The 13,166-nt window shown below is 62.8% G+C and carries 11 protein-coding genes; 3 read left to right on the top strand and 8 right to left on the bottom strand.

Annotation, left to right across the window (positions count from 1 at the left end; all coding sequences use genetic code 11):
• From RMP10_RS23305 to RMP10_RS23275, 7 genes are all read right to left on the bottom strand, one after another.
• Positions 1 to 2,505, bottom strand: a 2,505-nt coding sequence (locus tag RMP10_RS23305; RefSeq protein ID WP_310572453.1) for a hypothetical protein, incomplete at its 3' end; no start/stop codon positions are given.
• Positions 2,506 to 2,558: 53 nt separating this feature from the next.
• A protein-coding gene (locus tag RMP10_RS23300; RefSeq protein ID WP_310572452.1) for an IS3 family transposase occupies positions 2,559 to 3,751 on the bottom strand; the annotation gives its coding sequence in 2 pieces (ribosomal slippage) (positions 2,559 to 3,478 and positions 3,478 to 3,751; 1,194 coding nt in all).
• A gap of 317 nt (positions 3,752 to 4,068) precedes the next feature.
• Positions 4,069 to 6,906, bottom strand: a complete 2,838-nt coding sequence (locus RMP10_RS23295; protein WP_310572451.1) for a DEAD/DEAH box helicase family protein — start codon at positions 6,904 to 6,906, stop codon at positions 4,069 to 4,071.
• Between the two features lie 69 nt (positions 6,907 to 6,975).
• The gene (locus RMP10_RS23290; protein WP_171225958.1) at positions 6,976 to 7,173 is read right to left on the bottom strand and encodes a hypothetical protein; all 198 of its coding nucleotides are present in this window, start codon (positions 7,171 to 7,173) and stop codon (positions 6,976 to 6,978) included.
• Positions 7,174 to 7,547: 374 nt separating this feature from the next.
• Positions 7,548 to 8,183: a hypothetical protein gene (locus tag RMP10_RS23285; RefSeq protein ID WP_310572450.1), complete on the bottom strand. Its 636-nt coding sequence runs from the start codon at positions 8,181 to 8,183 to the stop codon at positions 7,548 to 7,550.
• Between the two features lie 29 nt (positions 8,184 to 8,212).
• Complete coding sequence (locus RMP10_RS23280; protein WP_310572449.1) at positions 8,213 to 8,758, bottom strand: hypothetical protein; 546 nt, start codon at positions 8,756 to 8,758, stop codon at positions 8,213 to 8,215.
• Between the two features lie 160 nt (positions 8,759 to 8,918).
• Complete coding sequence (locus tag RMP10_RS23275; protein WP_310572448.1) at positions 8,919 to 10,421, bottom strand: Ig-like domain-containing protein; 1,503 nt, start codon at positions 10,419 to 10,421, stop codon at positions 8,919 to 8,921.
• 163 nt (positions 10,422 to 10,584) lie between these two features.
• Here RMP10_RS23275 and RMP10_RS23270 point away from each other — a divergent pair, with 163 nt between their 5' ends.
• Genes RMP10_RS23270 through RMP10_RS23260 form a run of 3 tightly spaced genes read left to right on the top strand, consistent with a single transcriptional unit; the run spans position 10,585 to position 12,691 of the window.
• On the top strand, positions 10,585 to 11,001 hold the full coding sequence (locus RMP10_RS23270) for a DUF2442 domain-containing protein (protein WP_310572447.1): 417 nt from the start codon (positions 10,585 to 10,587) through the stop codon (positions 10,999 to 11,001).
• A 19-nt stretch (positions 11,002 to 11,020) separates the two neighbouring features.
• Entirely contained in the window at positions 11,021 to 11,350 is a 330-nt protein-coding gene (locus RMP10_RS23265) for a helix-turn-helix transcriptional regulator (protein ID WP_310572446.1), read from the top strand.
• Between the two features lie 42 nt (positions 11,351 to 11,392).
• Positions 11,393 to 12,691, top strand: a complete 1,299-nt coding sequence (locus RMP10_RS23260; protein WP_345785847.1) for a type II toxin-antitoxin system HipA family toxin — start codon at positions 11,393 to 11,395, stop codon at positions 12,689 to 12,691.
• A gap of 9 nt (positions 12,692 to 12,700) precedes the next feature.
• Here RMP10_RS23260 and RMP10_RS23255 read toward each other — a convergent pair whose 3' ends face one another.
• Complete coding sequence (locus RMP10_RS23255; protein WP_309671946.1) at positions 12,701 to 13,057, bottom strand: DUF3088 family protein; 357 nt, start codon at positions 13,055 to 13,057, stop codon at positions 12,701 to 12,703.
• Positions 13,058 to 13,166: the final 109 nt, after the last annotated feature.

The following is a 13,166-nucleotide window of genomic DNA, read 5'->3' as shown; positions in this document are numbered from 1 at the left end:
CCGTCCGGCCGCGAGGTAGGAGGAGACGCCAATGGGCACGAGCATCACGAGAAACAGCCCCATGTCGAGCACTGCCAGCGGAAGCAGCATGACCATGAGAGCGATGGGCGGCAGAACACCAACGAGCAACCGACCAGTCGCACGAGGGCGCGCCATGATACGGGCGGGCAACACGATCGACTCCCCACTATTGTCCAGTCGCGTAACTGTCGAGGCGCCAGCCTCAAGAATACTGCCGGCAATGCGCCCGATTCGTACGCTGACGAGCGTCACAAAGACCACGAGAACCAGCGCCGACATCGCGCCATTTTCGCTCTGTATTGTGACCACCATCGTGGCGAGCACATACAGCGCGGGACCGACGAATGAGAGCAGTGGCACGCGCACGCGAAACGCCCAAAGCAGGCTCCAAATTATGATTGATAGAGGCACCGCGAATGGCCAGTATTTGCTGGCGGCGGAGGCGGCGGCCACACAAGTAAGCACTAGGACGATTTCGGATGACCACGTCGAGACAAAGGACTCCGTGCCTGCCGCGCCGGCGAAGCTGCCGGCCCGCATCACGGTGACGATTTCTGACGCGCGCTGAATCGGCACAGCGTGGGGGGACGTAAACACCACCACCCAGGCCACGGTGAACCACGCCAGCAGTACCAGAAACGCCGCCACGAGCGCACTCACCACGCCCGACAGCGTTACCCAGGAGAGCAAACCAAGCGCCAGCGCACCGAGCATCAGTGTGACCGGCGAGTGTCTCGCGCCGGTGGAGATCGACGAGAACATTCGCTGCAGCGTCGCCAGCTGTCTCCCATGACGCAACGATTGGGCGAGCGTGAGCAGCGGCGGCACCCAATGTTGCCAAGCCAGCAAGCCCGCCGCGACCACGGTCACGGCGATCCACATGCCAACCACCGTCTCGAGTCCACGGTCGAGATACGGCGCGAAGAAGGCCACACGCGCTCCAACAATGGTGCGGGCCAGCAGCAATCCCAGCAGGGCCGTGACACCCAATCCGACGGCCGTCTGCTGCGGCATCGGCAATACGGCGATGCGGAACGGAACGCCCGAGACCGTTCGGAAAAACGCTGCGATCAGCAGCGCGATCCCGGTGGCGATCAGCAGCAGCGTCGAGAGTCCCTCGGCGATCCCGCTCGAAGCTGACAGCAACACCCAGTGTCTGGCCAGTTGGTCAGCTACGGCGCCCCCTGCCGAATCGAGCGCCTGCACCGGTACGGCCGTCGGGCGCAGGGCATCCATATCGACATGAATAGAATCGCGCGGCAGCACCACGTCGAACCCGCCATCTCGCTCGACCAGGCGTCCCAGCAACCCGAAACGTGTGGCGGAAAAGCCGGCTTGGCCAAGGGAGACGTACGAGATGGGTGCAGGGAGCGGTCGGATCGAGAGCACCGCGCACGCGGCACTGCGCTCGCAATTGTCGCCGGCCGGCAGCGGCGTGTCGAGTTTGCGGGGAAGGCGGTCGAAGAGCATGGCGATGCCTCGCCCCGACGATGCCGTGCGCCGCCACTCCACGAGATGAAACCGCCAGACGACCCCGCCCTGTTTGACTTCAACGAGCGCGGAATCGCGAAACGCCAGCGTCGCGGACTGTACGGCGGGCCCTTCCAACCGGAACGGCGCCGCCGCCGTCATGAACAGCTCCGTTGCCGCCGTGCCGAACCGGGCAGGGTACCACGTGGCCCGCGTTTCCTCGCGCACGCGCACAAACCGTTCGAACGGCGCTGAATTTCGCGCGCGTCCATCGAGAGCGGAGAGCGGCACCCCCGCCCGCAACATTTTCCGGTAGCGCTGCCCTAGACGGTCCGCCACCGGCTCCAGCGCAAACTCACCGGATCGTCGGCTCACGAGACGCCGCCCGTCAGCCGCCTCGCGCAGCGTCAGCGTATCCACCGCCCGGCCACCGGCATCCACGACGGCCACCCAGTCTCCGGGTGCCGCGAGCCGCGCGGCACCACCCAGCTCCCATTTCTTTCGCTTGGACCCAAACCATTCCGCCACTACCGAGGAGCCACGCTCATTGCCGGTCGAGAGTCGCAGCTGATCGACACTCGACTCGGGTTCCACCACCCATCGGGCGCCGCGCTTGGTCACCCTTACCACCCACGGAAACAGCTGCTGCCGCGCGGCGGGTAGCCGGATGTCGTTCCCCTCCAACGTCGTGCCGATGCGAATTGCGCTGTCGCGCTCGATCAACACACCGTTGTAGCGCAGGTGAGTCGCGGACGCCGCCCGGCGGGCGGCAATCTGTGTGGTGAGCAGTCCAAAGAAGACGGCAACGACGCCCAGCGCGAGAATGTGCCGCGTACGCTGCTTGATTCCCGGAAAGCTCGTATACGCTGCCAAGAGCGCGCCCAGGACGAGCATGAACACCATCCAGTACGCCAGCAGCGGCACGGTTGGCGCACGGAACGCGATCACCAGACCGACGATCACACCCACACCGCCGAGTATGGCAATCAGCCTCGGATGACGGGACCACGACACATTCTCGTTCAAGTGGACTTACCCCGAAAAAGTGGACGCGTATTTGAAAGGAACTACGCGGCCTTCAGTAACTGTGCTTCGTAGTCGGTCGGGCTGACGTACCCCAAGGTCGAGTGCCGTCGCTTCCGGTTGTACCACGTCTCGATATACCGGAAGATGGCGCGTCGCGCTTCCTCCCGGGTGTGCCAATCGTGCGTCATCACCAGCTCGAACTCCAGCGTCGCGAAGAAGCTCTCGGCGACGGCGTCGTCATAACAGTCGCCCTTGCCGCTCATACTCGCCAGCATGCCGTGCGCCGCCAGTGCCGTGCGATGCGCGGCCGACGCGTACTGACTGCCGCGATCACTGTGAAAGATCACGCCCGGCGCCGGCTGCCGCGCCTCGCGCGCAATGCGCAGCGCGCTGAGCACCAGGTCCACCTCCATCGTGTCGCGCATCGCCCAGCCCACGCAGCGCCGCGAGCCGAGATCCAAGACCGTCGACAAGTACAGGAAGCCTTCGCGCGTCGGGATATACGTGATGTCGCCCACCCACACCTGATTGAGCGCAACGCCGTTGATATCGAACTGCCGGGCGAGCCGATTCGGCGCAATCGGATCCGCGTGCGTCGAATCCGTCGTCACCACCCGACGGCGCGCTTTCGGTCGCGCCGCCAACCCCGCCTCCCGCATCAGCCGCGCGACGCGCTTGGTGCTCGTGGGCAGCCCCGCCGCGCGCAGCTCCTGATACACACGCGGCGCGCCGTACGTCTCCCCGCTTTCCGCGAACGCGATCCGCACCTGCGCCATCAACACATCGTCGGTCACCATCCGCCAGCTTTCCGGTCGCCGGCGATAGGCGTAGTAGCCGGACACGGAGACCTGCAACACGCGGCACATGAGTCGCACGGGGAACTCGTCGTCGTGACGAGCAATCACGGCGCACCTCAACGCGACTCTTTCGCGAAGTACGCCGCCACCTTTTTTACGAACGCTTGCTCCTGTTGCAGCGTCGCGAGTTCGCGCCGGAGCCGCCGATTCTCTTGCTCCAGCGTTTCACCCGCCACCGGCGCTCCCGCGCCGCTCGCCTCGTGATGGAGGCGGCTCCACGCGCGGAGCTGATCCGGGCGCACATCCAACTCGCGACCGACTTGCGTCGCGGTCGCACCCGCCGCCCGTCGCTCCGCGAGCAATCGCACCGCTTCGGCCTTGAACTCGGCCGTGAAGCCACGACGCTCACGACGTATCCCCTTCTTGCTCGATCCCATGTGCCACCTCCGCCCCCAAATTAGGGCGAGTTAGGCGTCCACGAAATCGGGGCAACTGCAGTCCACGCGGAGTCGAAGCCTACGATGAGTGTGGTCATCGACGCAAAAGCTGGATGCGGCCGGAGCGAACGCAGGGGGCAAGATACATGTCGTGTTGCAACCACAGGTCGCCTTTTGTCCGCGACTTGATCTTTGGAGCAGCGAAGGTGTTCACGAGGTCTCGACTCTTAGAAATCTCTGAATGGTAGGTGCAACGCTTCAAAGAAACAGCATCCTAGAATAAGTGTCACTCGACATTGGAACTATCGACATAGCAGCTAATCGTTATCGACTGTCGATAGCGCGTCCCAGTGGAAGATTGAACTTAACGGGACACCTTTGATGTCTTCGGCTTTCCGACCACGCTGTACTCTCACGTCGGCAGTCTTCTCTTTTGAGTTCAAACGAATGATCTTGCCCTTCACAGGCTCATTGGGGAAACCGTCCAGGGTCGGTGCATACACTGCAACTGCACTCCGTGGCTTCAAGTCTTTCGGCTTTAGCGGGCGTATGCCAGGGAGTGCATTGGGCTCGTACCGAAACTCGGATCGACCAATCTCGTCATCGATGGAGCCTCTGATCACAAGGCGTCTGATGTAAGTGGATTCTGCGTCACTCTGTGCTGAGCGAATGCGCTCAAATATTCCTCCCGCATATGCTTCAAGCCACTCACGCGGATTCCCCGCCCGAAGATGGATGCGCCACTCCCGACGCCCTGGCCCACGAGCTCCCGTTTCGATGTGGTCGACGGCAGCGCACTGGAAGAGCATGTTGATCGTTCGACGGATATCGCGTTCCAGCTGATCCGGATTTGACGACGCAAATCCGCTGGGGAACTCAAGCGGCGGTACGGCACCAAGTAGCGTTGACGTTCTTCGAAAATGCATCTCCCGGATGCTCTTATCCTGGTTACAGGTAGAGCAGAGCGTTTGAAGGTTATTGGGCTCATTCGTGCCTCCATGATATCGCGCTACAATGTGGTCAACCTGCAGTGTTCGCGGGGCTGACGAGCCGCAACAGAGGCATCGATTGCCGTCTCTCCGAAACACTTCCCTTTTCGCGGACTCACTCGGCTCTGAGTCCGGCAGTACAGTGGGCGGAGCGATCACTGGTGATGTAGGGCCAATGATCCCCACGCCGGTAGTTCGCTGCAGTTGTCCCTCAACTAGGTGACGAAACTGGTGACGAAGCAAATCGAATGTTGGAAACAGGGCGCGCCAGAATCGATGCTCATCCTCGTACACGGCGCTGAGATACTTCCACGTTTGGCTAGGACCCCAGTCCTCAGAAATCGCTTGTCGAGCGGCCAACGTTAGATCGTGCGCTTCCCGATGTTCGAACGGGAAAAAGGGCGGCGCCTCACCGGCTCGCTGCCCGACGTGCCGAGCGAGATGGAATAGACTCATACCAATGCCGCTGGCGTTCTGCTCCTTGTTCGAGAAGAACAGTGAAGTCCATTCATCGATCTGTGCCGAGACGGTCTCGTAACGCAGGCCAGGGTCGGCAAAGGGACGAATGTCTGATGCACACAGATGCTTTAGGAAGGCGTCATAGCTTGCCTTCTCATCTTCGTGCACCAAGACCATCGGGCGCACGTGCTCTGTATCGTCAGTTTCAGCGACCTCGACATCAAACTCAGAGATGTACCAACCAAGCGGCAGTAGTTCCATGAAGGAGGCTGGCGCGAGTTGTCCGGTCTCCATCTGCCGCGCGAGTCCCCGAACGAGCTCAATCGAGACCAGTTGCAGGGGTAGCTCACGGCGCGCCGGCCGTGCCTCTTGGCTTTCCTCACCGGTCCACAGGTCGTCGAACTCAGCCCACTGGATGGCTTCACGCCATTGGTCCATGAATAGCACGATGTTCGCCATCGTCGTGCCACCGAATTTCGGCCCCCGAAGCGCGCGCCCAACCATCTGCCGCAGCAATATCGGACTTGTCGTCTGCCTCGTGAGGAAGACGGTCTGCACGTTGGGAACGTCCGTGCCCTCGGTGAGCATGCGGACGTTGATCAGTACATCAAGCTCGCCGTCGTGAAATGCCTTCAGAACGAGCGCATTGGCATCTCGGGATCTGCGGTTTCGCTCCTCAACGGTACCAGGACCGCGGTCTACATGTGAATACACAGCGTTCGCCCGTACGCCGCTATCTCGCAACTTCTCGCAAAGATATTCACACTGGTGCCATCGGTCAGCAAAGATGATTGTCTTGCCGAAGTCGGCGCGCCGCTCCACGTAGGTGCGCCAGATCGTATCATTCCGCTCTTGGTTCTCAGCGAGTTTTGTAATGATGTCGTCTGGAACGTCTTGGTACATGGCTCGCCATCGCTGAAACTTCGCCGCGTCAAAGCGCGGCTCGAACTTTGTGCGGCACGGAATGGGAATCGGCTTCGCGAGAATGCCCTGGGCGATTAGCCGAGAAGCACTCACCTGATAGAGAATCTTCTGGGGAAAGAGCTTCTCGAGCCAACCTTCACGTTTCGGGTCGTTGTACATGGGCGTTGCCGTAAGGCCCATCAGCTTCATTCCCGGAATCTGTCGACGGAGCGACAGCAGGAATTCCGTGTAGGAGGGGGCTGGTGCGTGATGCGCCTCGTCAAACACAACGATAAGCTTCCCCTTCGCCGACTCGAAGAATGCTTGTAGCTGCGCATGACCCTCACGATAGGCTCGCGCCGCCGTCTGCAGCGTAGCGATTACGACGTCATCGTTATGAGAGACCGCCGAGATTCGGCTATGGCCGTGCGTACCGGACACCACGCGAGCGCGCAGCCGCTCGCGTGGCTCACGGATGTGCCCAACCTCAAGTCGCGCACCGTCGCTTCGCTTCCCAAAGCTATCGAGCGCCTGCTCTAACAAATGGTGCGTGTGCGCGAGCCAGAGCACCTTATAGCCTTCGCTGAGCGGGTTGCGGCAGAGGAACCGTACTGCCGTGAAGGTCTTTCCCGCCCCCGTGGGCAAGACCAACAATCCGCCAGAGTCAACGGTCGACCGCGTTGAATACCACTTGCTGAGCTCTGAGAGCGCTTCCGTTTGGTGCGCGGCCTCCTCACGACCGGACGGCTGCTTGCGCGCCTCGTCCAGGTTGTACTCTCGCTCCCACTCACTCAACGCACCCATTGAATACTCCAGTCGGTTTGATCCAACATCGCGCGAAACCCGCACTTGCACCTTGCCACAAACGGGCAGCTACTTCTTCTGCCGCTTGCCGTTCTCCTTCATATATGCGGCGAATGCTTCAAGACTGAGCCCATACCAGTCTCGTGAGTTTGATGGAGCCCAGAGCACGCCGCTGGGTTTGACGCGAATATGTCCGACCACCTTTCCGTCCTCGTCAACGATCTCGTGGTCCTCGAATTTGCGCGGCTTGAAATTGTTCTTTGACATAGCGCCTCTTGATTGCTGACTGATTGAGAATGCGAATTTCCATTGTCCGGCTTCACCCTTCGAATGTCAAGCGATCGACTCCCAAGTTCGCTTCGGGATGTGACCCACTGCAAGTGAGCGCAGGGGCGCGAAGCATCACCGCTACGCAGTGCTCCTGCTCCGTCGCCAAGCCACCGGCCAATCGCTTGGAATGGCACTTTTAGAGCTAACAAGCTGTGTCGGCCTCTTCATCGAACATCTGCTCCGCCTCCCCCTTCCATGCCAATTCATCATGCTTGTCCGCCTTGGATACCGTTTGTTTAGGCTGAGGTAGCTGAAGGAAGTGCGACCTCGCACGCGCCTTGATAGCGGCCTTCGGCCCATTGGCCCGGCTGTCATTTCGTCTTGAATGCCCCCGCGCGAACCTTCCGCCAAAACGCGACCATCGCCTTCTGGTAGGTGACATCCCTGGCACGCTGCGCAATCTCCGTCGGCAGATCCGCCCCTTCATCGCGACTGACGCCCACGCTTGTCGGATCCGGCTTCGGCACCTCGTGACCAATCGGGGCCCACGGGGCCACTCGCACTCGCATGCGTTCAAATTCGGACTGCAGCCGGTGTGCAAGATCCGGATTCCAACAGTCGTGAATCAACCGGAAATAGGACGCCGTGAACTGCGGGCCGTGATTGGCGGTGAGCTTCCCGCGCGCACAGTGCGCCAGCTCATGGAAGATCGTCCATCGTCGCCACGACGCTCGCGGGAGGATGATCGCCGGGTCACCGACAAGGCGATTGTGTGCCACCGCACGCCGGCCGCGACCGAGCTTGACCACCACACCACGCCCGTCCTGCAGCGTATGTCGTGAGAGCGCCTCCCACGTGGGTGAGCGCAGCACCTGCTGCGCAAATGCGCGGATCTCCGAGAGACTCTGAAACTCCGGCGCACGAGGGAAGTCGACGCACCGCTCGGCGATGTACACGCGTTCGCGCTGTGGATCATTGGGGTTGTACTTGCGGCTGGGATGGGACATTTCGGCAAGGTCACAGGCGGATCTAACAGTCACTCAAAGCCCAGATCCACGTCACCGTCGAGGTCCAGCTCAAAGTCGCAGTGCTCCTGCCCAATGGCCCGTGGCACCGGCTCCGGCACCCTCCGCTTGATCAACAGCGTCGGAAAGCGGATCGACGTGCCCTCGCAGTGGAACGCCTCGTAGTTCAGCATGCCCGGATGCTCCACGCCGTACACCGTCCGGAACGTTTGCGTGGTGCGCCGCGCCAGCTCACGCAGACCGGCCTCCGTCGCGACGACGTCGGCGTAGAAGTTCGGCGAGCCATGCTTGATCGGCCCGTCGGGAAGCGCCGTGGGCCGACTCCAGCCGAGTCGCTGCATGCGCGCATACTGCCGTTCATCCAGCAGCAGCTCAGGCGGCTCGATGTAGCCGTTTCCCGCCGCCTCGGCCCGAATGCCGTAGGCACCCTGTCCGGCAAACTGCACGTACTGATTCGCCCGCTTTCGCGCAATGATCAGGTACTCGTCTTCCGCCAACGCCCCGATGCAGGCGGCGAGGTTCTTCGTGAAATCGCGCCAGTGTCTGTGCACGGCCATTGGACGTTCCCCTGTTGAGGTGCGGTGCGCGCTCGGCTCACACCGCAACTTGCGTGGGTGGTCTGACAGTGGCCGCGATTCGCCCCACCAACAACGAGCAGTGCAGCACGACATGCGTGGGGCGAATGTCGTGCTGCCGGTTCTGCCTACGCCGTCCGACCTACCGCACCCGCTTCGCCTGTCGCGTCTCCACGGTGCTGGCACTCCACACCGGCCACGCCCGCAGCAACGCCGACCCATCCGCCTCACTCGGCGCCGCCACCGTACGCGCCGCCGCATCGGCCGAAACACCCGCCTCCCTCGGCACACCCCGCGCCGCCTCATACGCCGACATCAACCACGCTCCTTCCGCGAGCGGCATCGCAACGTCACCGCCCGCCCCCGGCGCACCCGCCACGATCGCGTTGCTCGGGCACATCGTATACAGCGGCGCCACCAAGGGAGCCAACCCGGTTACACGAAAGATCGTAGCCTTCGTTGCACCCATGAACTCGCCGAAACCGAAGCCGAACTGACGTGAAGCCGCGATCTGTGCGGCGAAGTTCTTGGTGCTGCCGTTCGTCCCCGGATGCCACAACGTGCGATAGTCGGGCGATAGCTCGCGCCAGGTAGCGCCCTGGGCGGCGCCGCCGTCAAAGAGATAGGCGACGGAACCGTTCTGCGTCACGATGTGCGGTGTGCGTACCCACAGAAAGAAGTAGCCGTCCGTTCCGCACGACAGGACGAGTTCGGGCCGGTCGTTGACGCCAGAGCGATTGGCCACCGCGATGTCCGCCTCGATCGAGACGAATGCGCTCCCACCTGACGTGAAGGCGCGCCAGTCGTACGCCGTGATGCTTGTGGTCCACAGCCCACCATCGATGAGCAGCTGTATCGTGAACGTCCCCGCCTGTAGCGGCATCAGCATGCCGTTCGAGTTCACCACCGCACGGCCTGCCTCGGTGACGCCCCAGATGGCCGGCGGCGAGACCACGGTGCCGTCGGCCAGTCGTGCGGTGAACGTGTATGGGTAACTGTCCCCCACTTTCACGCGCGTCGCACCGGTGAAGGTCACCGTCGAGATGTTGTACCGCACCGTCACCACCACACTGCCCGTACGCCCTTCGCTCGTGGCCGAGATGGTCGTGGTACCCGGCGCAATCGCCAGCACATTTCCCGCCTGGGACACCTGTGCCACGCTCACGTCGCTGCTGCTCCAGCTCACCGCGCGATTGGTGAGCGTCGCACCCGCCGCGTCGCGCAACAGCGCCGTGAAGCCCGACGCCGAACCCGGCGTGAGCGTGGTCACTCCCGTCATGCTCACCGACGCCACAGGAATCGAAATCACGGTGATCGTCGCCGCACCCGTCTTGCCCTCACTCGTGGCCGATATGGTGGACGTCCCCACCGCCACACTCGTGATCACACCGTTCGCGTCCACTGAGGCCACCGACGGCGTCGCCGAGCTCCACGACACCGCGCGATCGGTGAGTACCGCGCCCGCTGACGTACGCAGTTCAGCCGTCGCACTCGCGCTCTGTCCCAACTGAATCGTGCTCGGGGAAATCGACACCGAGACCGTGGACAATACCGGTGCAGGCGGCGCGACCGGCCCATCCGTTCCCCCACCGCCGCACGCGGTCATCACAACCATCATCAGCACTGCATACGCAACACGTTGCATCAGACTCTCCGTTGATTGTCATCACGGCATCGTCATTGGCCGTGGAGACAAGGTCGGAGAGGGGTCTGACAGCAGCGCGATCGCGGCGGCTTTCCGCGTGGTGATTTGGCGCGTATCGTCATGATGGTGCAGGAACACGCGATCGACTTGCAGAGGAGCTGGGATGACGACTTCGCCGATGAACCACTGGCCCGCGTATGCCGTAGCGGTACAGGTCACGGTCGATGCGTTGACCGTGGATCTGGCGGATGGTCGCAGCATATCGGTGCCCCTCACGTGGTACCCGCGGCTTGGCTACGGCACAGCGGCCGAGCGCGCAAATTGGCGTCTCATCGGTCGTGGCGAAGGGGTGCACTGGCCCGATCTGGACGAGGACATCAGCGTCGACAATCTGCTGAGCGGAGCGCGCTCCGGAGAAAGCCCGAAGTCATTCAAGCGGTGGCTCGTGTCGCGAGGAACTGCCGGAGACGGCGTGCTCCACCATCTCGCGGGGTCGGGATCGGGAGCCGTGCAGCGCGAACTCGCGAAGCTCACGTATGCTAGATACGTGTATGATATATCACCCTTGATCTTGTCTTAGGTGCTATTTATCATACATAATGGCCTCTGACGATGTGCTCCCCAATCGGCTCCGTCGCTCCTTGATCACCCTCGGCAACGGGCTCAACATTGCTCGCCGACGGCGCAAGCTGACGCTCGCATCCATGGCGGAGCGAACCGGCGTCACCCGGCAGACCTATGGGCGGGTTGAGAAAGGTGACCCGACCGTCGCCATCGGCACGTATGTGATGGCCATGTTCGTGCTGGGCCTCGATGCCGGTGCGCTCGAGAAAGCGGCCGATCCCCAAGCCGATGAGACCGGGAGCACGCTGCACATCGCCGAGCTGCCGAGCAGCGTCCGCACCAAGCGCACCCCTCAGGCGAAGTAGCGCGCCCGTCTCACCACAGAGGCCAGCTCTCTCGTCATGGCGATTCAACGCACCCTTGAGGTCCTCGTGGGAGACGTCCTGGCCGGGCATCTCCGATTCACACAGGATGGTCGCCGGGAACACGCGGCCTTCGTGTACGACCAGAGCTGGCTGTCGAGCGAACGGCGCTATCCGATCGATCCAACGCTTCCACTCGTCGCCGGCCCGCAGTTTCCCCCTCATGCCGCAAGCGCCACGGGGTCGCGGTTCCACGGTGCGATCGCGGATACGGAGCCAGACGGCTGGGCGCGACGCGTGATTCTCCGGCATCACGCCAAGCAGCGACAGGAAGCCAAGGCTCGCGGCGAGAGTGTCGACCCCCTGCTCACGGCACTCGACTTCCTGCTGGCCGTCGATGACGAGGCGCGCGTTGGCGCACTCCGTTTCCTGGACGAACACGGAGTTTGTCAGCGAGCGCACGCAGCCGGGTCGCGCACCACGCCACCGCTCCTCGAACTTGGAGACCTGTTCCGCGCCACGCGCGCCGTCGAGCAGAACACGGAGACCATGGCGGACCTCGACTATCTGCGCGGTCGCGGGACGTCACTCGGGGGCATGCGGCCGAAGTGTACGATCGTCGACGACGAGTGGGGACTCTGCCTCGGCAAGTTTCCGAGCATCGCCGACGAGCGCGCGTATACCAAGGCGGAAGTCCTCGCCTTGCACCTCGCACGCGCCGCCAACATTCACGCCGCCAACGCACGCCTCGAAGACAGCGACGGCGTGCCGGTGGCCGTGATCCGACGGTTCGACCGCGTACGCGATTCACGAACCGGCAACGTGCAACGGCTGCTCTTCGTGTCGTCCGCCACGCTCATGGCACTCCCGGCCGGAGACACCGGAGAACACTCCTACACAGAGATTGCCGACGTCATTCGCCAAAAGAGTGCCGATGCCACCGCGGATCTCGAAGAGCTCTGGCGACGCATCGCCTTCTCGATCCTCATCAACAACGTGGATGACCATCTCCACAACCATGGATTTCTCCACGTCGACGCAGACCTGTGGCGATTGTCCCCCGCGTTCGACATCAATCCGTTTCCAGATCGCGTCCGCGAGCTCAAGACGTGGATCAGCGAAGAGGCCGGCCCCGCGGCGTCACTCGAGGCGCTGATGGACACCGCGCGCTATTTCGGACTCGCCAAGCGCCGCGCGGCGACCATCGTCGGCGAGGTCGAACGCGGAGTCTCCTCGTGGCGCGCCGTCGCGAAGGCACTCGGCTTCACCAAGGACGAGGTCGAAAGCTTCGCGGATGCGTTCGAACATGATGAGCGCGCGGTGGCACGGCGGCTCATGCTATGAGCCTAACACCTACGGATGCGCCGCACTCACCCCGTACGCGGCGTGCAGGTACGCCGTGATGTCGTCGGCGCCCGTGCAATACCGCTGCCCCGTAACCGCGCTCTCCCGCAGCAACGCCGCGTGCCGCTCAGGCGCGTTCAGCACCACCAGCACCGGACAGTTCTGATACGCCTCCCCGAGCAGCGCCACGATCGGCGCGCGCGGCCGCGGGAAGTCGACGTACGTCACGTCGAGTTGCGTGCGGAGCGCGGGGAAGAAACTCAGCAACCCTTCAATGCGAGCGCAGTCGGTGCAGTGGTACGTGCCCGGGCCGAGGGCGGGGTCGGCGAAGTCGGCGCGCAGAAGGAACAGTTGGTCGAGAGGCATGCGGTGTAGAATAGCCGCCTCAGGTTCAAGGGGTCAGAGTCGTTGTTTAGCGGCGAGAAACGAAAAATAACCCCAGTGCGCACAATATAGCCGCACGCGGGCCACCCCC

It is taken from the genome of Gemmatimonas sp. (assembly GCF_031426495.1).
Classification (GTDB): domain Bacteria; phylum Gemmatimonadota; class Gemmatimonadetes; order Gemmatimonadales; family Gemmatimonadaceae; genus Gemmatimonas.
The sequence above is the reverse complement of the archived record's forward strand: the minus strand, read 5'-3'. Positions and strand labels throughout refer to the sequence as shown.

Coding starts and splice junctions, on each gene's coding strand:
- RMP10_RS23295 (WP_310572451.1), bottom strand. CDS start 6,906: ATGGGTGCGTTGAGTGAGTGGGAGCGAGAGTACAACCTGGACGAGGCG.
- RMP10_RS23290 (WP_171225958.1), bottom strand. CDS start 7,173: ATGTCAAAGAACAATTTCAAGCCGCGCAAATTCGAGGACCACGAGATC.
- RMP10_RS23285 (WP_310572450.1), bottom strand. CDS start 8,183: ATGTCCCATCCCAGCCGCAAGTACAACCCCAATGATCCACAGCGCGAA.
- RMP10_RS23280 (WP_310572449.1), bottom strand. CDS start 8,758: ATGGCCGTGCACAGACACTGGCGCGATTTCACGAAGAACCTCGCCGCC.
- RMP10_RS23275 (WP_310572448.1), bottom strand. CDS start 10,421: ATGCAACGTGTTGCGTATGCAGTGCTGATGATGGTTGTGATGACCGCG.
- RMP10_RS23270 (WP_310572447.1), top strand. CDS start 10,585: ATGACGACTTCGCCGATGAACCACTGGCCCGCGTATGCCGTAGCGGTA.
- RMP10_RS23265 (WP_310572446.1), top strand. CDS start 11,021: ATGGCCTCTGACGATGTGCTCCCCAATCGGCTCCGTCGCTCCTTGATC.
- RMP10_RS23255 (WP_309671946.1), bottom strand. CDS start 13,057: ATGCCTCTCGACCAACTGTTCCTTCTGCGCGCCGACTTCGCCGACCCC.